Annotated in this window: 19 protein-coding genes; 11 read left to right on the top strand and 8 right to left on the bottom strand. The window is 48.6% G+C overall.

The window, feature by feature from the left end; translation table 11 throughout:
• Positions 1 to 116: 116 nt before the first annotated feature.
• Positions 117 to 887: a sulfite exporter TauE/SafE family protein gene (locus P6910_RS12590; RefSeq protein WP_317141648.1), complete on the bottom strand. Its 771-nt coding sequence runs from the start codon at positions 885 to 887 to the stop codon at positions 117 to 119.
• Positions 888 to 1084: 197 nt separating this feature from the next.
• Here P6910_RS12590 and cysB point away from each other — a divergent pair, with 197 nt between their 5' ends.
• A complete protein-coding gene (cysB, locus tag P6910_RS12585; protein WP_317141647.1) occupies positions 1085 to 2059 on the top strand; it encodes an HTH-type transcriptional regulator CysB in 975 nt (324 codons plus the stop codon).
• Between the two features lie 32 nt (positions 2060 to 2091).
• Here the strand turns inward: cysB and P6910_RS12580 are convergent, their stop codons facing one another.
• Together P6910_RS12580 and pabB are read right to left on the bottom strand one after the other, a co-directional pair.
• Positions 2092 to 2373: a hypothetical protein gene (locus P6910_RS12580; protein ID WP_317141646.1), complete on the bottom strand. Its 282-nt coding sequence runs from the start codon at positions 2371 to 2373 to the stop codon at positions 2092 to 2094.
• 72 nt (positions 2374 to 2445) lie between these two features.
• Entirely contained in the window at positions 2446 to 3846 is a 1401-nt protein-coding gene (gene pabB, locus P6910_RS12575) for an aminodeoxychorismate synthase component I (RefSeq protein ID WP_317141645.1), read from the bottom strand.
• Between the two features lie 255 nt (positions 3847 to 4101).
• On the opposite strand from pabB, the gene P6910_RS12570 reads away from it, so the two are divergent.
• From P6910_RS12570 to prpF, 5 genes are read left to right on the top strand one after another with little or no spacing between them, the layout of a single operon-like run.
• Positions 4102 to 4794, top strand: coding sequence for a GntR family transcriptional regulator (locus tag P6910_RS12570; RefSeq protein WP_317141644.1), 693 nt, complete (start codon positions 4102 to 4104; stop codon positions 4792 to 4794).
• 59 nt (positions 4795 to 4853) lie between these two features.
• Positions 4854 to 5693, top strand: coding sequence for an oxaloacetate decarboxylase (locus tag P6910_RS12565; RefSeq protein WP_317141643.1), 840 nt, complete (start codon positions 4854 to 4856; stop codon positions 5691 to 5693).
• Between the two features lie 38 nt (positions 5694 to 5731).
• Positions 5732 to 6874 (top strand): 2-methylcitrate synthase, encoded by a 1143-nt coding sequence (prpC, locus tag P6910_RS12560; RefSeq protein ID WP_317141642.1) that lies wholly within the window; start codon positions 5732 to 5734, stop codon positions 6872 to 6874.
• 18 nt (positions 6875 to 6892) lie between these two features.
• Positions 6893 to 9493, top strand: coding sequence for a Fe/S-dependent 2-methylisocitrate dehydratase AcnD (gene acnD / locus P6910_RS12555; RefSeq protein WP_317141641.1), 2601 nt, complete (start codon positions 6893 to 6895; stop codon positions 9491 to 9493).
• A 2-nt stretch (positions 9494 to 9495) separates the two neighbouring features.
• Complete coding sequence (gene prpF / locus P6910_RS12550) at positions 9496 to 10686, top strand: 2-methylaconitate cis-trans isomerase PrpF (RefSeq protein WP_317141640.1); 1191 nt, start codon at positions 9496 to 9498, stop codon at positions 10684 to 10686.
• 26 nt (positions 10687 to 10712) lie between these two features.
• Here the strand turns inward: prpF and P6910_RS12545 are convergent, their stop codons facing one another.
• Positions 10713 to 11534, bottom strand: a complete 822-nt coding sequence (locus P6910_RS12545; protein WP_317141639.1) for a pyruvate, water dikinase regulatory protein — start codon at positions 11532 to 11534, stop codon at positions 10713 to 10715.
• 206 nt (positions 11535 to 11740) lie between these two features.
• Between P6910_RS12545 and ppsA the strand changes: the two genes are divergently transcribed.
• Entirely contained in the window at positions 11741 to 14110 is a 2370-nt protein-coding gene (gene ppsA / locus P6910_RS12540; protein WP_317141638.1) for a phosphoenolpyruvate synthase, read from the top strand.
• Positions 14111 to 14252: 142 nt separating this feature from the next.
• Entirely contained in the window at positions 14253 to 14735 is a 483-nt protein-coding gene (gene rraA / locus P6910_RS12535) for a ribonuclease E activity regulator RraA (protein ID WP_317141637.1), read from the top strand.
• 190 nt (positions 14736 to 14925) lie between these two features.
• Here the strand turns inward: rraA and P6910_RS12530 are convergent, their stop codons facing one another.
• Both P6910_RS12530 and aceA read right to left on the bottom strand, forming a co-directional pair.
• A complete protein-coding gene (locus P6910_RS12530) occupies positions 14926 to 15927 on the bottom strand; it encodes a threonine/serine dehydratase (RefSeq protein ID WP_317141636.1) in 1002 nt (333 codons plus the stop codon).
• A 180-nt stretch (positions 15928 to 16107) separates the two neighbouring features.
• Positions 16108 to 17379 carry an isocitrate lyase gene (aceA, locus tag P6910_RS12525; protein WP_317141635.1) on the bottom strand — a complete coding sequence of 424 codons (1272 nt, stop codon included), beginning with the start codon at positions 17377 to 17379 and terminating at the stop codon, positions 16108 to 16110.
• 384 nt (positions 17380 to 17763) lie between these two features.
• On the opposite strand from aceA, the gene P6910_RS12520 reads away from it, so the two are divergent.
• The 3 genes from P6910_RS12520 to P6910_RS12510 all read left to right on the top strand — a co-directional run bounded on the left by P6910_RS12520 (position 17764) and on the right by P6910_RS12510 (position 21705).
• Positions 17764 to 18720 carry a LysR family transcriptional regulator gene (locus tag P6910_RS12520; protein ID WP_317141634.1) on the top strand — a complete coding sequence of 319 codons (957 nt, stop codon included), beginning with the start codon at positions 17764 to 17766 and terminating at the stop codon, positions 18718 to 18720.
• A 163-nt stretch (positions 18721 to 18883) separates the two neighbouring features.
• Positions 18884 to 19015: a hypothetical protein gene (locus P6910_RS12515; RefSeq protein WP_317141633.1), complete on the top strand. Its 132-nt coding sequence runs from the start codon at positions 18884 to 18886 to the stop codon at positions 19013 to 19015.
• A gap of 515 nt (positions 19016 to 19530) precedes the next feature.
• Positions 19531 to 21705 (top strand): malate synthase G, encoded by a 2175-nt coding sequence (locus tag P6910_RS12510; RefSeq protein WP_317141632.1) that lies wholly within the window; start codon positions 19531 to 19533, stop codon positions 21703 to 21705.
• Positions 21706 to 21790: 85 nt separating this feature from the next.
• Here P6910_RS12510 and purB read toward each other — a convergent pair whose 3' ends face one another.
• Positions 21791 to 23161, bottom strand: a complete 1371-nt coding sequence (gene purB, locus P6910_RS12505) for an adenylosuccinate lyase (RefSeq protein ID WP_317141631.1) — start codon at positions 23159 to 23161, stop codon at positions 21791 to 21793.
• Between the two features lie 77 nt (positions 23162 to 23238).
• Positions 23239 to 23850: a high frequency lysogenization protein HflD gene (gene hflD / locus P6910_RS12500; RefSeq protein WP_317141630.1), complete on the bottom strand. Its 612-nt coding sequence runs from the start codon at positions 23848 to 23850 to the stop codon at positions 23239 to 23241.
• Positions 23851 to 23860: the final 10 nt, after the last annotated feature.

The following is a 23860-nucleotide window of genomic DNA, read 5'->3' as shown; positions in this document are numbered from 1 at the left end:
CTTGCAGAGATCAACGACGGTGATTCACTCTAATCAAGAACTGTGGCTGCTACAACCCTGTGAATAATAATTTTGCTTAATTTAAGTCGTTGCTATCATTGTGGAATCTTGCTGGTTTACATTAGGTAGCGAATACCTAGCACCAGCAGAATGGCGGCCAGAATCATACGCATTATGTTCTCTGGCATGTATTTGCCAACTTTAGTGCCCACATAAATGGCTGGGAGTGAACCAATCATCAGTGCTCCCAGAAGGTTAAAATCAACATTGCCCAGCAAGGTATGACCTATCCCGGCAACGAGGGTAAGGGGGACAGCATGTGCCAATTCAGTGCCGACTACTCTCACAGAAACCAGTGCAGGGTATATCAGCAAAAGGATCGCTGTACCTAGTGCCCCAGCTCCTACAGATGACAGGGTGACCAGAACGCCCAGGACCATCCCCATAAATACGGTAAAGTACTTCAGTCTGTTCCCAGACAGCATTTTTGTGTTGTAAAACTGCATTTTTTTCAATTTGTTGCTAAATATAAGCACCAGTGCTGTCAAGGTAAGCATAAAGCCAAGGCAGGTAGTAAGTATCGGGCTATAATGATCGCTTCCGGTGAAAAGATATTTCAACAGGAATATAGTAGCCACAGTCGCTGGGATACTTCCCATACACAGTAGTTTGACGAGTCGCCAGTTAACACTATTTTGTCGATGATGAACCCAGACGCCGCTGACTTTGGTAAGGGCGGCATACAACAGGTCCGTACCTATTGCTATGTGAGTCGGAAATCCAAATAAAAGGAGTAGCGGAGTCATTAGTGACCCGCCTCCTATGCCGGTTAAGCCAACGGCAAAGCCCACGCTGGCACCCGCTGAAATGTAGAGCAATGTGTCCATAAAATATGGTCTAAAGTTATAAGTAGCTCAGGCGATGTTTGAAATCATGATTAAAGCTGCATGATTCGCTGGTAACTGTAGCGACCGGCTTGTATTCTTGGAAGTAATTAAATGATATTCTCTTATGCCGCTATGAACTAAGAGTGCTTGTATTTTTTCACGCTATGGGTAGACGTTAGCTCGACCGGAGGCCATCAATGAAGCTGCAACAACTGCGCTATATCTGGGAGGTCGCTCACCATGATCTCAATGTATCCGCCACAGCGCAGAGTTTATATACCTCGCAACCCGGTATCAGCAAACAGATTCGCCTGCTTGAAGATGAACTGGGTGTTGAGGTGTTTGCCCGCAGCGGTAAACATCTGACCCGAATCACCCCGGCTGGTGAAAAAATTATAGAAACTGCGGGTGAAATTCTCAGGAAAGTCGAAAGCATCAAACAGGTGGCACAAGAGTTCAGTGATGAACGTAAAGGCTCTCTGTCCATTGCTACGACTCATACTCAGGCACGTTACGCGCTGCCTGACATCATCAATAATTTTATTTCCCAGTATCCGGATGTATCCCTGCACATGCATCAGGGGGCTCCGATCCAGATTGCCGAGATGGCCGCTGACGGTGTCGTCGATTTTGCCATCGCGACCGAAGCGCTCGAACTCTTTAACGATCTGGTGATGATGCCCTGCTATCGCTGGAATCGCTGTGTGCTTGTCCCTAGAGATCATCCACTGGCACAAATATCTGAACTGACACTGCAGGATGTTGCCCGACATCCTTTGGTGACTTATGTATTTGGTTTTACAGGTCGCTCCAAGCTGGACGAGGCCTTTATGAATGAAGGCTTGTCGCCCAGAGTTGTCTTCACGGCAACCGATGCTGATGTCATCAAAACCTACGTGAGATTGAAGCTGGGTGTGGGGATTGTTGCGAAGATGGCCTATGACCCAGAGCTGGATTCTGACCTGGTTCCCCTGAATGCAGATCACCTGTTTGAACCTAGTGTCACTAAGATTGGTTTCAGAAGAGGGACCTTCCTGCGCGGATTTATGTATGACTTCATCCAGCATTTTGCGCCACACTTGACGAAAGAAGTTGTGCAGGAAGCGATTTCAAGGCACAACAAAACCGAGGTAGATGAACTTTTCTCTGGTGTTCAGCTGCCCGATCACTGACTTTTATTTTCTTTTTTGAAGTGGCGGCTGCATCACGCAGCCTGCCGATTCAGCACTTCCTTCACCAGCTTGAAGTAAACTGTGTAGACTCTCGGTTCCTGACCGTCTTCCTCAACAACAAAAAACGGAGCCTTGTCTACCTGGTAGTGGTCGGCCAGAAGTGCACCTTCGCTCGAAGTTTCACCTTCTTTGGCAATCAGTACCTGGTCAATTTTTTCAAGGTAACCGGAGCTTTGAAGTCGCTCCAGAACTTCACTGCATTTTTTGCAGGGGCTACCGTCCGCCATTATTTTTTTGACCATGGTGATTTTCATCAAGAGACTCCTGTGGCTAGTTTGCGATTTATTTTATTATGAAAACGCTGTTTTTTCTTCGCCCGTGGTCATTTATTCACAGAAAGTCTCGAGAGCTGACATCAGGTTTTTTACCTTGGTTATGGATTCCTGATATTCCTGGTGGCAGTCTGAGTCTGCAACAATGGCACCTCCACCCCAGCAGCGAAGCCTTTGATTCTGCGCAACCAGAGTTCTGATGGTAATGCTGGTGTCCATCTTGTTGTTACAGCTAATATAGCCAATGGAGCCGCAGTATACGTTTCTGGCGACAGCTTCAAGTTCACGAATGATTTCCATGGACCTGATTTTTGGGGCGCCGGTGACTGAGCCACCCGGGAAGGCTCCTTCCATCAATTCGAGAATGCTGTGTTCCTCACTCAGTTCGCCGGTCACTGTGCTGACCAGATGATGAACATTGGCATAACTTTCCAGTTCAAACAGTCTGGGAACGTTTATGCTTCCGGGTTTGCAGACTTTACCGAGATCGTTTCTCAAGAGGTCAACAATCATCAGATTCTCAGAGCGATCTTTTTCGCTGGCCAATAATTCTTGAGCATGGGCGAGATCTTCTTCAGGTGTTTCACCCCGGGGCCTTGTACCCTTTATGGGGTGAGTTTCTACTTTGGAATCTGTCACTTTTATAAATCGCTCTGGCGAGTGACTCAGGACAACAACATCGAGATGGGACAGGTAAGCAGAATAGGGCGCCGGACTCACTTTCCTGAGATGTTTGTATGCCTGCCAGCAGTCTCCATGGTATCGACTGGTGAATTCCTGAGTCAGATTCACTTCATAGGTATCTCCTGCAAGTATGTAATCCTTTACTTTGTTGAAGGCGGATTCATACTCTGATTCGCTGATGGTAGTAGAAAAATTTTCCTGCAACTGGAATGGCGTTGAATCCTCGAGACCTGCTTTGTTATGGATGCGAGCAAGAATGCTTTCCCGGTTATTGTCTGGCATATCAGGGTGGCTGAAAAAGACGGTTTTTTGTTGGTGGTGGTCGCAAATAATGGCCCAATGGTAGAGACCCACGCTCATTAAAGGCGCTTCTAGCTGTCGTGACTGAATCTTTTCTGGCTCACTCAAGCCGCAGAGTTCGTAGCCCCAAAATCCGAGGGCGCCACCCGTAAAGGGTAAATCAGGATGCTCTACTTCCGACATGGTTGCGAGTAGATCATCCAGTATCTTGAAAGGTGACCGATCGCTCTCAACCCGAATTTCACCGGATAGACGATTGGTGGTCTTTATGCGGTAGTAGCTGTCTACGGTGACGACGGCCCAAGGATCAGCCGTGATGATGTCATAGCGATTGTGTTGTTCTTTTATGGAAGAGGACGAACAGCTGTCCAGATAACATGCCCAGGCTTGCTTGATAAAAGGCTCGAAATAAGGGCTGGAGTCACTCAGGTAGTCCAGTTCAACGATGAATAGCTCTTTCATAAAAGGCATAAAAATCCCGGGTTAGATCAGACGCGCATTTTACCTTCAGAGTATTGTTGGCGCTACGGACTTTTCTGGTGTTTTATTGTTCAGGAGTATTGTTTTCAAAGACCGGTCAGGCTCTAAGAAGTTAATCTTTATTCAGTTGAAAGCAATATATCGTGCAAAAATTTTGCTAATTCTCAGATTGTTAACAATAATCTATATTCCGAAGCATTTCTAATGTATAAATGGTTGTAAAAAAGAATATTGTAAACAGTTCTTATGCCAGAAAAGTTCTCAAACAAGGATCCGGTTCGTATTGAGACTCAGGCGCAAGAGGTGGTGGGCCTGCTGATCGGAGATATTACTTCGGGTCGTTTAAGTCAGGGCAGCCGAATCTCAGAGCCAGAGCTTTCAAGAAAGTACGGAGTCGGGCGTGGTCCTCTTCGAGAGGCTCTCCTGAAACTTGAAGGTGCTGGTCTCGTTGTTCGTGCTCCCCATGTAGGTGCCAGGGTAGTCACGCTTAACCAGAATGAATTATCAGAAATTTTTGCCGTTCGGGAAGCGCTTGAGGGAATGGCGGCTCGATTGGCAGCGAAACATATGTCCGATCAGCAACTGCTGGATCTCGAATTCCTGCTTAAAACACACGCCAGCCATATTTATGAGCACAGTGGTCAGTCATACATTGATCAGGAAGGCGATCTGGATTTTCATTACCGCGTGATCCACGGATCCTGTAACCAGAGGCTGATCCGCTCGCTCTGCGATGAGCTCTATCATCTGATTCAAATGTACCGGAAAACTTCAGGTCGTACTGCTCGTCCTGAAGAAGCGTTGACTGAGCATCAGATGATCTTCAGGGCTCTGAAAGACCGTGATGGTGAGCTCGCCGAAATGTTGATGCGTCGCCATATTGCCCGGGCCAGAAAAGAAATTGAACAATTCATTGACTCCAATCACCAGCATGGCTGAATGACATAACCTTTGCTCCAGGGAGCGAAATCTTTTTCTGGATAAATAGAGGACTTGAAATGAGTGATAAAAACAACGCCCTTGGTCGACTTATTGCTAAAGAGGGCATTGTTACCGCACCTGGTGTATACGACGGTATCTCTGCTCGTCTGGGTGAAGAAGCGGGCTTTTCTGCACTGTATGGAAGTGGTGGTGCGATAGCACGAAGCACAGGTGTCCCCGATATTGGTCTGCTGACGCTGACTGAAGTGGTCGATCGTGTTCGTCAAATCTGTGAAGCTACTTCACTTCCTGTAATTGCCGATGCGGATACTGGTTTCGGTAACGAAGTTAATGTCAGGCGCACCGTAGAACTTTTCAAAAGCGCCGGAGTATGTGGCTTTCACCTGGAAGATCAGGAATTTCCAAAGCGTTGCGGGCATCTGGATGGCAAGTCTCTGGTGTCCACTGAAGAGATGTGCAAGAAAGTTTCCATTGCTGCCAAGTATGCCGGTAATGTCACTGTCATAGCGCGAACAGATGCTATTGCGGTAACCGGCTTTGATGATGCAATCGAACGGGCCAAGGCCTACTTTGAAGCGGGGGCGGATATGTTGTTCGTCGAAGCGCCCCAGACTATTAAGCAGATTGAAGAGATCGCAAGACAGGCACCTGGCCCGAAACTGATCAATATGTTTTACAGCGGCAAGACACCGCTGGTACCCACAGAAGATCTGAAAGCAATGGGTTATCAACTGATCATCATTCCTTCTGATCTGCAGCGAGCTGCAGTGACTGCTATGCGTGAAGTGCTTGAAGTCATCAAGCGTGACGGCAACAGCGGTGCCATTGCCAATGGCATGATGACATTTCAGGAGCGTGAGCGACTGGTTAAGACCAAAGAGTTTCTGAACCCTTAATCATGACACTTATTTAATAAGAAGAACGGAGAACGATCATGGCAGAAAAGACGCTTTCCAATAAGAAACTCAGTGGTGCTGGCCTGCGTGGTCAGTCTGCTGGGGAAACTGCACTCTGCACCGTTGGTAAAACCGGCTCTGGTCTGACTTATCGCGGTTATGACATCAAGGAACTGGCTGACAAGGCACAGTTTGAAGAAGTGGCTTATCTGCTGCTTTATGGCAAGCTGCCCAATCAGACTGAGCTGGAAGCCTACAAAACCCGTCTGAAAGGTATGCGTTCACTGCCTGATGCCCTGAAGATGGTGCTGGAGCAGATCCCTGCGGGTGCGCACCCAATGGACGTTATGCGAACCGGTTGTTCAATGTTGGGTAATCTGGAGACTGAGCATGGTTTTTCCCAACAGCTGGATCACATCGATCGTATGCTGGCCATCTTTCCGGGCATGATCAATTATTGGTACAACTACAGTCATAGAGGCATTCGTATTAGTGTAGATACCGAAGCAGACTCCATTGCTGAACAGTTTCTGTGGACTTTGCATGACTGTAAGCCAGAGCCTCTGCATGTTCAGGTAATGCACGCTTCCCTGATTCTGTATGCCGAGCATGAATTTAATGCTTCTACCTTCACCGGCCGTGTCTGTGCTTCCACACTTTCTGACGTTCACAGCTGTGTAACGGCTGCAATTGGTTCTTTGCGTGGACCTCTGCATGGCGGTGCTAACGAAGCCGCTATGGCTATGATTGAGAACTGGCGCTCTGCCGATGAAGCGGAACAGAACATTATGGCCATGCTGGCTCGCAAGGATAAGATTATGGGCTTTGGTCACGCGATTTACCGTGAGTCTGATCCTCGTAACGCCATTATTAAAGAGTGGTCCAGGAAATTGTCTCAGCAGGTTGGCGATGAGCACCTGTACGCTGTTTCCGAGCGTGTTGAAGCGGTCATGTGGCGCGAGAAGAAATTGTTCTGTAACGCCGACTTCTTTCACGCTTCTGCTTATCACTTCATGGGTATTCCAACCAAGCTGTTTACACCGATCTTTGTTTGTTCACGGGTTTCTGGCTGGGCGGCACATGTTATGGAGCAGCGAGCCAATAATCGTATTATTCGTCCTTCTGCGGACTACACCGGTCCGGAAAGTGCTGAGTGGGTTGCGATCGAAGATCGTATATAAAAAAGAAGGCCTGAAGTTATGAACATTGCACATCGCAAACCATTACCGGGCACTCAGTTGGATTATTTCGATACTCGCGCAGCCGTCGAAGCGATCCAGTCTGGTGCCTACGCAACTCTGCCATATACTTCCCGGGTTCTGGCTGAGCAGCTCGTTCGTCGCTGTGACCCCGAAACCCTGACGAATGCCCTGAAGCAAATCGTAGAACGTAAACGTGAGCTTGATTTTCCCTGGTATCCTGCCCGTGTCGTGTGTCATGACATTCTCGGCCAGACGGCTCTGGTTGATCTGGCTGGCCTCCGTGATGCGATTGCCGAACAGGGAGGTGATCCTGCCGAGGTTAATCCGGTGGTTCCCACGCAGTTGATTGTTGATCACTCTCTTGCTGTAGAGTTCGGAGGCTATGATCCGCACGCTTTTGAAAAGAACCGTGCTATTGAAGATCGACGTAATGAGGATCGCTTTCATTTTATTGAGTGGACCAAAACGGCCTTTAAAAATGTTGATGTTATCCCGGCGGGTAACGGCATCATGCACCAGATCAATCTGGAGAAAATGTCTCCGGTGATTCAGGCCCGCGATGGTGTCGCTTATCCGGACACCTGTGTGGGTACAGACAGCCATACGCCTCATGTCGATGCTTTGGGTGTTATTGCAATGGGTGTTGGTGGGCTGGAAGCTGAAACGGTTATGCTGGGGCGTCCTTCCATGATGCGTCTTCCAGAGATTATTGGTGTCGAGCTGTCAGGCAAGCGTCAGCCCGGTATTACCGCAACCGATATTGTTCTGGCCATAACAGAGTTCCTGCGTAATGAGCGTGTTGTTTCTTCTTACCTCGAGTTCTTTGGTGAAGGTGCTGCGGATCTGACTATTGGTGACCGTGCCACTATCTCCAACATGACACCGGAGTTTGGTGCTTCTGCGAGCATGTTTTACATCGATGAGCAAACCATCGACTATTTAAAGCTTACAGGGCGTGAGCCGGAGCAGGTGGCACTGGTTGAAAATTATGCCAGGACAACCGGGCTCTGGGCTGATGATTTGAAAACTGCCGAATACGAGCGTGTACTCAGGTTTGACTTGTCCACTGTTGTTCGTAATATGGCGGGGCCATCAAATCCTCATCGTCGTCTGCCCACCTCTGAGCTGGCTAAGCGTGGCATTGCTGTAGATCTGGAAAAAGCTCAGGCCGAAGAAAAAGCCGGTCTTCTGCCCGATGGTGCAGTGATCATTGCTGCCATCACCAGCTGTACCAATACCAGCAACCCTCGCAATGTTGTCGCTGCGGGCCTTGTTGCCAGAAAGGCAAATGAACTGGGTCTGGTGCGCAAGCCCTGGGTTAAATCCTCTTTTGCACCAGGCTCCAAGGTTGCCAGACTCTATCTGGAAGCGTCTGGTTTATTGCCTGAGCTGGAGAAACTGGGCTTTGGGATTGTCGCCTACGCCTGTACGACCTGTAACGGTATGAGTGGTGCCCTGGACCCGAACATCCAGAAAGAATTGATTGATCGCGACCTCTACTCTACAGCGGTATTATCCGGTAACCGCAACTTTGACGGCCGTATCCACCCCTATGCCAAACAAGCCTTTCTGGCTTCTCCGCCTCTGGTAGTGGCATATGCCATTGCCGGTACCGTTCGTTTTGATATAGAAAAAGATGCACTCGGGACAGATAAAGACGGCAATGTCATCACTCTGAAAGATATCTGGCCAAGTGATGAAGATATTGATGCGATCGTTGCTGAAAGTGTGAAACCAGAGCAGTTTAACGAAGTTTACATCCCTATGTTTGATCTGGGTAAGGTAAAAGAAGCCAGTAGTCCGCTTTACGACTGGCGTCCAATGAGTACCTATATCCGTCGTCCTCCTTACTGGGAAGGAGCGCTTACTGGTGAGCGAACTCTCAAAGGTATGCGTCCTCTGGCACTTTTGGGTGACAACATTACTACCGATCATCTGTCACCATCGAATGCCATTCTGGCGAGTTCTGCGGCAGGTGAATATCTGGCGAAAATGGGATTGCCTGAAGAAGATTTCAACTCTTATGCCACACACCGTGGTGATCATTTGACCGCACAGCGAGCGACCTTTGCTAATCCGAAACTGCTCAACGAAATGTGTCTGGATGACAAGGGTTCGGTGAAACAGGGTTCCCTTGCCCGTATTGAGCCTGAAGGTAAAGAAATCCGCATGTGGGAAGCGATTGAAACCTACATGAATCGCAAGCAACCACTGATCATTATTGCGGGTGCCGATTATGGCCAGGGGTCATCCCGTGACTGGGCTGCGAAAGGTGTTCGTCTTGCCGGTGTTGAAGCTATTGTGGCTGAAGGCTTTGAGCGTATCCACAGGACCAACCTGGTGGGTATGGGGGTACTGCCACTTGAATTCAAGGATGGCGCTACCCGTAAAACTCTGGGTCTGGACGGCACTGAAACTTATGATGTTCTGGGTGAGCCTGCTCAACGAGCGAATCTGACGCTGCTGATTCATCGTGCCAATGGTGAAACCTTGGAAGTAACTGTGACCTGTCGCCTTGATACACAAGAAGAAGTTTCTGTATACGCTGCTGGTGGTGTACTACAGCGATTTGCCAAGGACTTTCTGGAGGGCAAATAAGAATGTCGTATGTGCCTCAGATCAAGGTGCCAGCCAGTTATATTCGGGGTGGCACCAGTAAAGGAGTCTTTTTCAGTTTGGATGACCTCCCTGAGCGGGCACAGACTCCCGGTGAAGTCCGTGACAAACTGTTGCTGCGGGTGATTGGCAGTCCTGATCCTTATGGAAAGCATACTGACGGAATGGGGGGAGCTACTTCAAGCACCAGTAAAATCGTCATTCTGTCTAAAAGCCACCAGCCTGATCATGATGTGGATTATCTGTTCGGCCAGGTTTCCATTGATCAGCCTTTTATAGACTGGAGTGGTAACTGTGGCAACCTGACTGCCGCTGTCGGTGCTTTTGCAATCAGTAAAGGTCTGATTGACCCCAGTCGTGTACCAAAGAATGGTGTTTCTGTGGTGCGCATCTGGCAGTCCAATATAAAAAAGACCATCGTTGCCCATGTGCCTGTCACTGACGGAGTGGTTCAGGAGACTGGAGATTTTGAGCTGGATGGAGTGACCTTTCCGGCGGCAGAAGTTCAGGTGGAGTTTCTTGATCCGGCCGATGGTGATGGCGTTATGTTCCCAACGGGTAACCTGATTGATGATCTGGAAGTTCCCTCTCATGTTATAGAGGGTGGGACGCTGAAAGCCACGCTGATTAATGCAGGTATTCCAACCATTTTCCTGAATGCGCAGGAGCTGGGTTATATCGGAGCTGAGTTGCAGGAAGCCCTTAATGGTGACAAAGAGGCATTGGCACGTTTTGAAACCATTCGTGCTTATGGTGCTGTCCGGATGGGGCTCATTGACCGTGTGGATGAAGCTGAAAAACGTCAGCACACTCCCAAGGTTGCCTTTGTCGCCAGGCCCACTCCATATACCGCAGCCAGTGGTAAAGAGATCAAAGCGGATGATATTGATCTGTTGGTAAGAGCCTTGTCCATGGGCAAGCTTCACCACGCCATGATGGGAACTGCGGCAGTAGCCATCGCTACTGCTGCCGCTATTCCCGGAACACTGGTAAACCTGGCTGCAGGTGGCGGTGAACGTGATACGGTTCGTTTCGGACACCCCTCCGGAGTCCTGTGTGTTGGGGCAGAAGCTGCCCTGGAAAACGGAGAGTGGACAGCGAAAAAAGCCATTATGAGTCGCAGTGCCCGGGTTTTGATGGAAGGTTGGGTAAGAGTCCCCGGGGATTCTTTTTAATTTGACACCCATGACTCCATCGAATATTACTTCAGCCGTCGTTTGAGGTGAGCAAGATCCATAATACGAGTAGAAATTTCTTCAACGGAGTAATCAGTACTGTTGATGTAGGGAATGCGTTCCTTACGATAAATCTGCTCAATCGTATGGATTTCAAATTGACATTGCTGGCTGGATGAATAGCGTGAGTTCGGGCGTCTTTCGTGGCGAATGCCGGCCAGACGACCGGGGTGGATCGTCAGGCCGAACAGTTTGTCCCTGTGTGGCTGCAGGGGTTTGGGGAGTCTGAGCGGTTCATCCAAATCTTCTTCTGTGATGGGATAGTTCGCAGCGAAGATGCCAAACTGCAGGCCCAGGTAAATGCAGGATGGGGTTTTACCACTTCTGGAGGCCCCCAGCAGAATAATATCTGCCTTGTCATAATTTCTTGTTTTTGCTCCGTCATCATTATCAAGTGCAAACTGAACGGCTTCTATACGTCGGTGGTAAATATGGCTGTGAGTTGTGGAACGCTTTTTGCCTGTTCTATAGAGAGGGTGTTGGCCGAACTCATGCTCAAGACCCGGCAGAAAAGTTTCGAAGAGGTCTATTATATAGGCACCACTGGTGTGAAGTATGCGACTGACGTCTTCATTCAGAACTGTCATGAAGACGACAGGTCTTATTTGTTCTACTTTGTGAATGCTGTGAATCTTTTCAATCAGTTGAATGGTTTTTGCAGTGGAATCTATATAAGGGAAGGTAACATGTTGAAACTCATAGCCTTCAAACTGCGCGAGGAGACTCTGTCCGAACGACTCCGCAGTGATTCCTGTGCCGTCTGAGACGAAAACTGCCGTTCTTTTCACATTTTTTTCCTTCAAGGTATTTCATTTTATAACAAAATCTAACATAGTGTACCTACCGAAACACGGAAGCGATAGGCTGGACTGAGTCTGGTATATCAGACGTTTGTCTTTTGTACAAAAAAGCCAAGAGTTGGCCGTAAGCATACAAGCACACCTGGCTAACCGAAACAGCCATAAGCAGATAGAAAAGAGCGGGGAATGCTGCTTTGAATAATTTTGTAGTTGGCCTGGAAACTCTGGGCATGGGAGACGTCGAAAAAGTCGGCGGTAAGAACGCCTCTTTAGGCGAGATGATCAGTGGCTTAAGCAAGGCTGGGGTAAAAGTGCCTGGTGGTTTTGCGACAACGGCCGAGGCTTATCGGGACTTTCTCGATGGCAATGGACTTTATCAAAGAATTCATAACCTGCTGGATGATCTGGATATCAATAATATCCGGGCGTTGACCACGGCTGGTGCAAAAATCCGTCGCTGGATTATGGAGGAGCCTTTCAGGCCGGAACTGGAAGAGTCCATTATCAAAGCTTACCAGTCCCTTTCCGGGAGTGATGACCTGCCAGTAGCGGTCCGCTCCTCAGCGACTGCGGAAGACCTTCCCGATGCCTCTTTTGCGGGTCAACAAGAGACTTTTCTGAATATTCGCGGTGCAGAAAACGTACTGATTGCTGTTCGCGAAGTGTTTGCCTCACTCTTTAATGATCGAGCTATTGCTTACCGTGTTCACCAGGGCTTTGATCACAGAAATGTAGCACTGTCTGCCGGTATTCAGAGAATGGTGCGCAGCGAGACTGGTTCTTCCGGGGTTCTGTTCTCTTTGGATACTGAGTCCGGTTTTGATCAGGCTGTGTTTATTACGGCTTCATACGGTTTGGGTGAGACAGTTGTTCAGGGTGCTGTTAATCCGGATGAATTTTACGTCTATAAGCCTGCTGTCAAAGCCGGGCGCCCCGGTATTCTGAGACGCACCCTGGGCAGCAAGGCGATCAAGATGATTTACGGCCACAGCGGTTCGGCAGGTCGTTCCGTAGAAACGGTAGATGTGGATCTGGATGCCAGAGGACAGTTCTCAATCAACGATGAGGATGTTACTGAATTATGTCGTCAGGCCATGGCTATTGAAGCACATTACGGCTGTCCAATGGATGTTGAATGGGCTAAAGATGGTGATGATCAGCAGCTCTACATTGTTCAGGCTCGTCCTGAAACCGTACAAAGCCAGAGCAGTGGCAGAAAGCTGGAAAGCTTCATCCTCAAAGAGAAGGGTGCGTTACTGGTTGAAGGTCGCAGTATTGGCCAGAAAATCGGTCAGGGTAAAGTTCGCCTGATCGAAGATATTGATGAGATGGACAAGGTTCAGGAAGGCGATGTTCTGGTCACTGATATGACTGATCCTGATTGGGAGCCGGTAATGAAGCGGGCTTCTGCCATCGTGACTAACCGGGGTGGCAGAACCTGTCATGCGGCCATTATTGCTCGTGAGCTGGGTATCCCTGCGGTTGTGGGTTGTGGCGATGCGACCTTCAGGCTCAGGGAAGGCACTCCCGTAACTGTTTCCTGTTCAGAAGGGGATACCGGTTTTATATATGAGGGTCTGTTAAACTTTGAACACAAGGTTCGTGACCTGGATGTCATGCCAGAGTTGCCTTTCAAGCTGATGATGAACGTAGGTAATCCGGATCGTGCTTTCAGTTTCTCTCGTACGCCTAATAAAGGTGTAGGTCTGGCAAGACTTGAATTCATCATCAACAAGATGATTGGTGTGCATCCGAAAGCTCTGCTGAATTTTGACAAGCTCCCTGTGGATGTGAAACGACAAGTAGGTGAGCGCATATCAGGCTATAGCAGTCCGGTAGACTTTTATATTGAAAAACTGGTAGAGGGAGTCTCCACCATTGCGGCGGCCTTTGCACCGGAAAAGGTCATTGTTCGCTTGTCTGACTTCAAGTCCAATGAGTACTTCAATTTGGTGGGTGGTCATCTCTATGAGCCCAATGAAGAGAACCCGATGTTGGGTTTCCGGGGAGCGTCACGCTACATTTCTGAAGATTTTCAGGATTGTTTCGAACTGGAATGCCGGGCCATGAAGCGGGTCCGTGATGAAATGGGGCTGACCAATGTTGAGCTGATGGTGCCTTTTGTCAGAACGCCGGACGAAGCGGGTCAGGTGGTTTCCATCATGGAGAAGTTTGGTCTGAAACGAGGTGAAAACGGTCTTCGAGTCATCATGATGTGCGAATTGCCTTCTAATGCGCTGATGGCTGATGACTTCCTCCAATACTTTGATGGTTTCTCCATTGGCTCCAATGATATGACTCAGCTGACACTGGGTCTGGACCGGGATTCCGGTCTGATTGCCCATCTCTTTGATGAACGTAATCCTGCCATCAAGCAGTTATTGTCGATGGCTATTCAGGCTTGTAGAAAACAGGGTAAATATGTAGGTATTTGTGGTCAGGGCCCGAGTGACCATCCTGACTTCGCCAAATGGTTGATGGAAGAGGGAATAGAGACTGTTTCTCTGAATCCGGATTCTGTGTTGGAAACCTGGCTGTACCTCGCTGACAATGAGTCTCGATAGCTATGAGCTATAAATGAAGCCTGCAATGCGGGCTTCATCATTTCTCTTTATATTCACTATTCACTTCACTTGTCTTCTTCACTTCATTGATTCCTGTACACTTTTTGTCGGCAAACCCTGTCGATAAAAGAAGGAAAAAAGAATGACTCAGTTTACAACCCCGGATCTTTGTGATGATTTTCCTGAACAGATCTCCGTTGCTGAACCAGGTTTCAAAAACTTTGGTGGCGTTAATGCTTTTCATGGACAGGTCGTGACCTTGAAGTGTTTTGAAGATAATTCTCTGGTTCGTGAGTGGGTAGGGCAGCCGGGAGAAGGCAGAGTGCTGGTGGTTGATGGCGGTGGCTCCATGCGCAGGGCCATGCTGGGCGATATGCTGGCAGAGCGTGCCGTTGAAAACGGGTGGGCAGGGATAATTATTTATGGCTGTATCAGGGATGTTGATATTATTGCCGATTTACCACTGGGTGTTCAGGCGCTGGGCTGCCATCCCATGAAAACAGATAAAAAAGGCGTGGGTGAGAGTAATCTGGTGGTCTCTTTTCATGGTGTTAATTTTGCACCTGAGGGCTATGTTTACGCCGATAACAATGGAATGCTTTTCTCCCGAGAGCGGTTGCTATGACGCACTCTTGAAAGAGTATTGTCGTCTCTGCTGCATAAACAGGGTTTGAATCTGGTGCTGGCGGAAGATGGCAGTCAGGCTATAGAAACGTCAGAATAAGATGAGAAAAGATGCATAGCAGCGGGTGTGGACGATTATCCCCCCCGGTTGAAAACAGCCTGCTGTTAGATCGCCTGAAACGATGGCTGGGTCATCGATGAATGATCATGGAGTACTTTTCAATATCAATGTTTCCGCCTGAAGCGATGATTACAGTTGTTTTTCCCATGAACTTTTCTGAGTGCTGCAATAGTGCCCCGAGTCCAATTGCGCCACTGGGCTCGAGGATCAGCTTCAGCTTGGAAGCTGCAAATCGGATGCCTTCGTGAACAAACTCTTCATCAACGGCCAGACCGGCGACTTCTGAATTCTGTATGATTGAGAGATTGTTTTCCCCCGGGCTCAAAGCCTGAAGGGCGTCACAGGAACTGAATAGTTTGCCGTCCGCTCTGGCACGGTGCCCTTCTTCAATCGATAAAGTCATCCCTTCGTATCCGGAGGGTTCAATTGCCAGTACCTGAGTGTCAGGATAGTTCGCAGTATTAAAAACCATGCTCGAACCGGCGGCCAGGCTACCACCACCGGTCGGGCATAACAGGAAATGGCAGGTCTCCCCCATCTGTTCAAGTTGTTCGGAAGCTTCCATGGCAACAGCGGACTGACCCTGAATCAGAGTGGCATCATCAAAAGGGTGAAGCAGAGAATAGTCATGCTGCTGGGAGAGCCTAACGGCCTCCGCGGCAGCTGCCTCCTCTCTGGATGGATCGGATTCGTAACAGAGTTTAACATCGGCACCATGGGCGCGGGCGCTTTCTATCTTGTTCTTCGGGGCATCAGCGGGCATAACAAGGTGAACATCAATGCCCAGTATCTCGCCTGCTGCAGCCAGTCCTCTGGCAAAATTGCCAGAAGAATAGGCAACAACGCCTCGAGATTTCTCGTGTTTAGTGAGTTTCAGAAGTCTGTAAAGGGCTCCCCTGAATTTAAACGCGCCGGTTTTTTGCAGAGACTCAGCCTTTACAAATACTTTGCCCTGGACTCTGGCTCCCAGTTCTTCGCTGGGAATCAGAGGTGTCTTTCGAGTGAAGCTCTGCAGGCTTTGATAGATTTCCTTCAGGGTTTTTAAGTCAGGGATAGGCATAGAGGTCGGCATAGGGGTTCCATTTTGTACAACTCAGTACAGAATAGACACTATGCAGGGGGTGGGGGTTCCTATCGCTATGGAAAATGGCTCGTAATAAGAAGCAGCTCTTCATCCGTTGAAGATGAAGAGCTGCTTCGGGTGCTAAAAATTGTCAGAAAACCCCTAAATTTCTCACAATCAATTAAGGCACTATCGGTTTTTCTGGATCACGTGTGTGATGTGGTCAAAGTATCCTGTCCCTACTTCTTTCTGAGGGCATGAAAAGGTGTAGCCTCGTTCAAACGCAGCCTGCTCGGGTTGCTGAACCATTTCTGCGTAATGTTTCATGCCCTCTCCCTTACCGTAGTGGTAGGCCAGATCGAACATGTTGTGCCACATACTGTGAATGCCTGCCAGTGTGATGAACTGGAATTTGTAACCCATCTCACTCAGTTCATCCTGGAAGCGGGCAATGGTTTTATCGTCCATGTTCTTTTTCCAGTTAAAGGAAGAAGAGCAGTTATAGGCCAGTAATTGATCCGGGTATTCGGAGCGAATAGCTTGAGCAAAGGTTCTTGCCTCATCCAGATCCGGTGTCTCTGATTCATACCAGAGCAGGTCGGCATAAGGTGCGTAAGCCAGTCCCCGGGCAATCGCCTGCTCAATACCCTTGCGGGTGCGATAGAAGCCTTCTTTGGTTCTCTCGCCGGTCAGGAAAGGCTGATCATAATCATCAATATCAGAGGTGATCAGATCAGCTGTACTGGCATCGGTTCTTGCCATAAGCAGAGTCGGAACTCCGGCGACATCTGCGGCCAGTCGAGCAGAAATCAGTTTGTCGACAGCTTCCTGGGTAGGAACAAGAACTTTTCCTCCCATGTGCCCGCACTTTTTGACAGAAGCCAGCTGGTCTTCAAAGTGAACACCCGCAGCGCCAGCTTCGATCATGCTTTTCATCAGCTCGTAAGTGTTACGGACTCCACCAAAGCCGTCCTCGCCATCGGCAATAATGGGGGCGAACATATCTCTGAAGCCTTCATCACCGGGTTCAATACCATTTTTCCATTGGATCTGATCTGCTCTCATGAAACTGTTGTTCATTCTTTCGATCAACGCCGGTACCGAATCTACCGGATAGAGAGACTGATCGGGGTACATGGAGCTGGCTGAATTATTGTCGGCAGCCACCTGCCAGCCAGACAAGTAAACGGCTTCCAGTCCCGCTTTAACTTGCTGCAGTGCCTGACCCCCTGTCAGAGACCCCAGACTGTTTACGTAACCCTTGCGTGACTTGTTTTCATAGAGTAGAGTCCAGAGTTTGTCTGCTCCCATTTGAGCAAAGGTATTTTCTACCTTAATGGAACCGCGCAGACGGACGACATCCTCAGCTTTGTAGGTGCGTTTTACATTGGCCCAACGAGGATTTGCTGACCAGTCCTTTTCGATGCGAGCAATCTCTTCAGCGCGATTATAAGTAGACATTTTATCGCCTCTCCTGAAAATCAAACGGTTGTTTGTCAAGGCAATTTCAATCTATAACAAAAGATAACAAACTTGATAATTTATTATGGTTATAGTGAATATTCTCGTCAAAAATGTCACAATACCTTTCCTCTGCTACTAATAGTTGGCCCTTTTACTGAAAAGCTCTTTTCATAGTCGGGAAGTTAATGTCATTGGATTCACGGAGGCTTTAAAGCAGTATTCTCTGGATTCAGGTGTCCTTGATGTTAGTCAAAAAGCTTGCTACCGCTTATAGCAATAAATGAGGGCGTTTTTCAGGATCAGACGATTGTCTGACTTTGCAGCAGGGGGATAACTATTTTTGGCCATCTGGCGAACCGCTTCAGGATGTAAACAAAAAATATGAACTTGGCTCGTGTTGATCTGAACCTGCTGGTGTATCTGGATGTGCTTCTGCGTGAAAGAAGTGTCACCAAAGCGGCTGAGCAACTGGGCATAACCCAGCCAGCCATGAGTAACGGGTTGAAAAGGCTCAGGACTCTGTTTAACGACCCTCTGCTGGTAAGAACCAGTGAAGGCATGTCACCAACAGAGAGGGCTCTCGCCCTCAAACCCCAGATTGCAGACGCTCTGAAACTTTTGGAGCAGGCTGTTCTGCCCAGAGATGCCTTTAATCCTGGAGAAAGCTCCAGAGTGTTTCGTGTTATGGCCAGTGATTACTCAGAATCTACTGTCATTCCTATGGTGCTGAAAAAGCTCAGGGCTCAGGCTCCCGGGATTACTCTTGATATTCTCACGCCCAGTGATGTGACCTTTCATGATGTGGAACATGGTCGTGTTGATATGGCCATTAACCGTTTCAGTCATATGCCACAATCTTTCCACCAGTCATTGATCTGGGAGGACTCTTTTTCCTGTGTCCTGAGTCGGGACAATCCGGTTATTAGTAATTTCACCCTTGATAGTTATCTTTCCGCCCAGCATATTTGGGCAAGTAAGACAGGCATGGGTGTCGGAGTAGGTATTGATCCAAAAGATGTGCAGCAACTCGGATGGGTTGATGAGGCACTGTCGGCTATTGGTCACAAGCGTGATATCAGGGTTCTTACCAGACATTATCAGGTAGCTATGCTGCTCTCATCCCAAAATGACCTTATTGCGACTCTGCCCAGTAAGCTGGCTGAATTACACCGCCATGAAGATGAGTTGGTGGTTCTGCCGCCACCATTTGAGATTCCCCCAATCCAGCTTCGTATGGCATGGAGTCCGTTGTTGCACCATGATGCAGGGCACAACTGGTTACGGCAGGTCATCAAGGCTACTACACAACAAGCCAATCCAGTTGACGAGCCTGTTTGATAACAAATGATAATATATGTGAAATAAGCGGCCCAATTATCTAGAAAGTTGTGTTAACTAGTGTTAATCTCTGATTGCCTTTGAGCGATGGCGGGTAGCTAAGTGCTTTGCCTGTCGAAGTCCTGATAATACCCAAACGAGGTCCACCGGAAGGTAAGATAAAATGAACTGGTTAACACAATTGAACACAGAACATACTCTTTACTCAGTAGCTGATGAATGCATTGAGAATACATCAGAAAGCTACTACCTGATAATTGCCGAGCAAAAGCAGGAATCACATCCGGACGATTGAGCTCAAAATCCAGAAAAGCCGCCATTGTGCGGCTTTTCTATGCATAAGCTTTGTTAATAATTGCTATTTATTGAAAAAATATCATATATAACTGAGTTGAATTGGTCATCACCTGTCGGTTCAAACAGAATAGTGTCAGACTTGAGTTGCCGGTTTTTTTGGTGAAATCAGGCGGTTCATCTCGACATTGGCGTTCCCCCCACACCTGATTCCGGTGAGGGGTTTCCTGTTAGTCACCTGACAGGTTTCTGTTTCATAGTTCGTTGCTCAGGGAGTAGTCTTGGTTGTCGCGTAAAATCCCCGTAGTGGGAGCTTTTAATGGGCGAATCGAGCTTGCTTCACGCGCTTCAAACTAACTCTGCAGACTTAACATCCCGTGAGCCCTACGGTTAGGTCTAATAGAAACGGAAAAAATAGTTCACAGGCTTGCTCTGCGCAAGTCTCGCTTACATCCCCACCTGGTTCGGTGGTGGTCTTACGCGAATTGAAGATAAAAGCGTGTAGAAGGAAGGCATATGGCTGATCGTATTCAGATCGGAGGTTTGCAGATAGCGGCCCCTATCCACAATCTCTTGGTTGAAGCTATTGAGGGCACTGGAGTGACTCCAGAGGTCTTCTGGTCAGGTTTTGAGCGTGTTCTGGATGAGTGTGTTGTTGAGAACAGGTCTCTGTTGCAGAGGCGAGAGGCTCTGCAAAATCAAATTGATCAGTGGCATAAAGATCATAAACAGCAGCCCCATGATCCTTCTGCCTATAAACAGTTTCTGTTGGAAATCGGTTACCTGCAATCTGAAGGCGAAGACTTTAAGATTACAACGGAAAATGTTGATTCAGAAATTGCATCCCAGGCGGGGCCTCAGCTGGTTGTACCTGTGATGAATGCCCGTTTTGCCCTCAACGCAGCGAACGCTCGTTGGGGAAGTCTTTATGATGCTTTGTATGGTACTGACGCTATTCCTGAAAGTGATGGTGCTGAGCGTGGTAAGGGCTATAACCCTGTGCGTGGACAGAAAGTTATCGCTTTTGGTAAGGCGTTGCTCAATCAGGCGGCGCCACTGGTCAAAGGAAATCATTCCAAGGTCACCGGTTATGCTGTCAGGGAGGGAGAGTTGGCTCTCTCTTTGGAAGACGGCAGCGTCACAGCGCTGGCCCAGCCTGTAAAGTTCGTTGGGTATACAGGCAGTGAAAAAGCGCCTGACAGTATTCTGATCAAAAATAATGGCCTTCATATTGAGATTCAAATCGACCGTCAATCTCCTATAGGAAAGGCTGATGCAGCCGGAGTGAAGGATCTGGTGGTAGAAGCGGCTCTGACAACCATTATGGACTGTGAAGATTCTGTGGCTGCCGTTGATGCTGAAGATAAAGCACTGGTTTATCGAAACTGGCTCGGATTAATGAAAGCTGACCTGCAGGAAACATTCATTAAAGGTGATAAAACCCTAACCCGTCAGCTGGTTGCTGATCGCAACTATACATCCCCCACAGGTGAAGCGTTTTCTCTGCATGGCCGGAGTCTGATGTTTGTTCGAAATGTCGGGCACCTAATGACTACTGATGCCATTCTGGATCGTCAGGGAAATGAGATTCCGGAAGGCATTATGGACGGAATGTTTACTACGCTGATTGCCATGCATGACCTGAAAAAACAGGAAGGCATGAGAAACTCCCGCACCGGCAGTGTTTATATTGTTAAGCCAAAAATGCACGGGCCCGAGGAGGTAGACTTCACCAACAAGTTGTTTGGCAAGATTGAAGCTGTTCTGGGTCTTGAGAATAATACCCTGAAGGTTGGCATAATGGACGAAGAACGTCGTACTTCTGTCAATCTCAAAGCCTGTATCCGGGCGGCCAAAGATCGGGTCGTCTTTATTAATACAGGTTTCCTTGATCGTACCGGGGATGAGATACACACCAGCATGGAAGCCGGTCCGATGATTCCAAAAGGTGAAATGAAACAGTCTGTCTGGATCAATGCTTACGAGGACCAGAATGTTGAGGTAGGGCTCGACTGTGGTCTGGCCGGTCGTGCCCAGATTGGTAAAGGTATGTGGGCTATGCCGGATGAGATGGCTAAGATGCTGGCGACTAAAATCGGGCATCCCCAGTCAGGAGCGAATACGGCCTGGGTGCCTTCACCTAATGCCGCGACACTGCACTCAACTCATTATCATTCCGTAAATGTTCTTGAAGTTCAGGAATCTATATCTGAGCGTCAAAGAGCGAGTCTGGATGATCTTCTGACTATTCCTTTGTTGCATGACAGGTCTTCTCTGACTGACGACGTGATTCAGCAAGAGCTGGATAACAATGCTCAGGGTATTCTCGGTTATGTTGTTCGATGGGTGGACCAGGGCGTGGGTTGTTCAAAAGTTCCCGACATCCACGATGTAGGCTTGATGGAGGATCGCGCAACGCTGCGTATTTCCAGTCAGCATATGGCTAACTGGATGAGGCATGGTGTCTGTTCTGAGGAGCAGGTGATGGATGCCATGAGGCGTATGGCAAAAGTGGTTGATGAGCAGAATGCCGGGGATCCTGAATACCGACCTATGGCTCCCGATTATGATGCCAGTGTTGCTTTTAAAGCAGCATGCGAGCTGGTCCTGAAAGGTTGTCAGCAGCCTAATGGATATACCGAACCGGTACTGCATGCAAGAAGGCGTGAATTTAAAGCCACTGCAAAATGAAATAACTGAAAGGTTATAAACAAAGCCCTCAATTGAGGGCTTTGTTGTCTTCTTGAGACGGTTTGCTCGCTTCGTTATCGTCAGGTTAGATCGCTTTGGCTTGAGTAGCAGCGTTGCCCACATAATTCGCGGGTGTCAGCTTCTTAAGTTCAGCTTTTACCCCGGCAGGCATGTCCAGGTTATCAATAAAGGTCTCCAGAGTCGCCTGGGTGATACCTTCCTGACCACGAGTCAGAGCCTTGAGTTTTTCGTAAGGCTGCTCGATACCGTATCGGCGCATAACTGTCTGGATGGGCTCCGCCAGAACTTCCCAGGCATTATCCAGGTCTTCATTCAGGCGTTCAGCATTGGCCTGTAGCTTGCCAATACCTTTCAGAGTCGATGCATAAGCAATCAGGCTGTAACCCAGACCCGCTCCCAAGTTACGCAGAACGGTTGAGTCTGTTAGGTCGCGCTGCCATCGGGAAACAGGTAGTTTCATTGCCAGATGCTGCATAACGGCATTAGCAATACCCAGATTGCCTTCGGAGTTTTCAAAGTCAATCGGATTAACTTTGTGAGGCATGGTGGAAGAGCCCACTTCGCCGACTACGGTTTTTTGTTTGAAGTATCCCAGGGAGATATAGCCCCAGATATCACGATCAAAATCGATCAAGACAGTGTTGAAACGGCAAATGGCATCAAATAGTTCAGCGATGTAGTCGTGAGGTTCAATCTGGGTGGTGTAGGGGTTCCATTCCAGGCCCAGGCTGGCGACAAACTTTTCAGCATGTTGCTGCCAGTCAACTTCAGGGTAAGCGGACAGGTGAGCATTGTAGTTACCAACGGCACCGTTGATTTTGCCCAGTGGGGTGATTCGGGTGATTTGCTGAACCTGACGGCGCAGACGGTAAGCAACGTTTGCCATCTCTTTGCCCAGCGTGGTGGGAGAGGCCGTTTGTCCGTGAGTACGGGACAGCATTGGCTGATCGCCGTGCTGATGAGCAAGGCTTTCAATTTCCTTGATGATCTGTTGCATGGGCGGTAGTACCGCCTGTTCCATGCCAGTCTTCAGCATTAGTCCGTGGGACAGGTTGTTAATGTCCTCGGAAGTGCAGGCAAAGTGAACAAACTCACTGATAGCAGCTAGCTCACTGTTGTCCTGTACCTTTTCCTTGATCAAGTACTCAACGGCCTTAACATCATGGTTTGTGGTGCGCTCAATTTCCTTGACACGCTGGGCATCTTCAAGGGAAAAGTTGTCGACCAGCTGGTCTAAAAGCGCGTAAGCACCCCTTGAAAGTTCAGGAACTTCGCTGATTTCGGGGTGGCTGGCCAGTGCCTGTAACCATTTAACTTCAACAGTTACCCGGAAGCGGATCAGACCATACTCACTGAAAATGCTTCTCAGGCTCTGGGTCTTGTCCCCATAGCGACCGTCGACGGGGGAAACAGCAGTCAGTGCAGACAGCTCCATGTTTAACATGCCTTATGCTCGTAGAAAGGGCGCATCATACCGGAAAACCGCTTAGGATGCAGGGTGGATGATTCGGTTTAAAGCTGATTCAAGCCATTCAATAGCTTTTTTCGGCTAAGTAATAACTGCCAGCGGCTGCCACCTGTCTGGCGCCAGAGAATGGCAGCGCGTATCCCGGCAAACAAAATGGCGCGTATCTTGTCAGCATTGCCCTGATTCTGAAGATGTTGGAGGTCGCCTGAAACTTGCACTCTTGTCTTAAAGGTGCTGATGGTGTCGAGGTAAATACCGGCAAGGCTGGCAATAACATTTTCATGGAGGATGCCAAAGTGTTCGGCCTGTTCCCTGCAGCGTTGCAGGCGCTGGGAGATCTCACCAAGCATGTTACGATTTCGGGAAAGTTTGCGTTCCAGATGTATCAGGGTCAGGGCATAACGAACGGTGTCGGCCTGGATTGCGTCGGCCTGACGCTGAAGGACATCGTTTAGAATTTTTCTGCCAGTGAGCAGGCTGTCGTAGCCATTGAAGACATCTTCAACACGATCAGGAGAAATGACAAACAGGCTGCCAATCAGTGGCTCCAGTGGCTCTTCACTGATTTGCCCGCTCTTGGCCAAACGTTCTACAAGGCCAGCAGCCTGAAAAATTGCTGAGAGGGCAGCTGCCTGTTCCTTTGCTGTGTATTGCACCTGATTTTCT

It is taken from the genome of Endozoicomonas sp. 8E (genome assembly GCF_032883915.1).
Classification (GTDB): Bacteria; Pseudomonadota; Gammaproteobacteria; order Pseudomonadales; family Endozoicomonadaceae; genus Endozoicomonas_A.
This window is presented reverse-complemented; position numbering and strand designations above follow the sequence as displayed.

Excerpts from the sequence above, each read along its gene's own strand:
- P6910_RS12590 (WP_317141648.1), bottom strand. The coding sequence starts at position 887 with ATGGACACATTGCTCTACATTTCAGCGGGTGCCAGCGTGGGCTTTGCC.
- cysB (WP_317141647.1), top strand. The coding sequence starts at position 1,085 with ATGAAGCTGCAACAACTGCGCTATATCTGGGAGGTCGCTCACCATGAT.
- P6910_RS12580 (WP_317141646.1), bottom strand. The coding sequence starts at position 2,373 with ATGAAAATCACCATGGTCAAAAAAATAATGGCGGACGGTAGCCCCTGC.
- pabB (WP_317141645.1), bottom strand. The coding sequence starts at position 3,846 with ATGCCTTTTATGAAAGAGCTATTCATCGTTGAACTGGACTACCTGAGT.
- P6910_RS12570 (WP_317141644.1), top strand. The coding sequence starts at position 4,102 with ATGCCAGAAAAGTTCTCAAACAAGGATCCGGTTCGTATTGAGACTCAG.
- P6910_RS12565 (WP_317141643.1), top strand. The coding sequence starts at position 4,854 with ATGAGTGATAAAAACAACGCCCTTGGTCGACTTATTGCTAAAGAGGGC.
- prpC (WP_317141642.1), top strand. The coding sequence starts at position 5,732 with ATGGCAGAAAAGACGCTTTCCAATAAGAAACTCAGTGGTGCTGGCCTG.
- acnD (WP_317141641.1), top strand. The coding sequence starts at position 6,893 with ATGAACATTGCACATCGCAAACCATTACCGGGCACTCAGTTGGATTAT.
- prpF (WP_317141640.1), top strand. The coding sequence starts at position 9,496 with ATGTCGTATGTGCCTCAGATCAAGGTGCCAGCCAGTTATATTCGGGGT.
- rraA (WP_317141637.1), top strand. The coding sequence starts at position 14,253 with ATGACTCAGTTTACAACCCCGGATCTTTGTGATGATTTTCCTGAACAG.
- P6910_RS12530 (WP_317141636.1), bottom strand. The coding sequence starts at position 15,927 with ATGCCGACCTCTATGCCTATCCCTGACTTAAAAACCCTGAAGGAAATC.
- aceA (WP_317141635.1), bottom strand. The coding sequence starts at position 17,379 with ATGTCTACTTATAATCGCGCTGAAGAGATTGCTCGCATCGAAAAGGAC.
- P6910_RS12520 (WP_317141634.1), top strand. The coding sequence starts at position 17,764 with ATGAACTTGGCTCGTGTTGATCTGAACCTGCTGGTGTATCTGGATGTG.
- P6910_RS12515 (WP_317141633.1), top strand. The coding sequence starts at position 18,884 with ATGAACTGGTTAACACAATTGAACACAGAACATACTCTTTACTCAGTA.
- P6910_RS12510 (WP_317141632.1), top strand. The coding sequence starts at position 19,531 with ATGGCTGATCGTATTCAGATCGGAGGTTTGCAGATAGCGGCCCCTATC.
- purB (WP_317141631.1), bottom strand. The coding sequence starts at position 23,161 with ATGGAGCTGTCTGCACTGACTGCTGTTTCCCCCGTCGACGGTCGCTAT.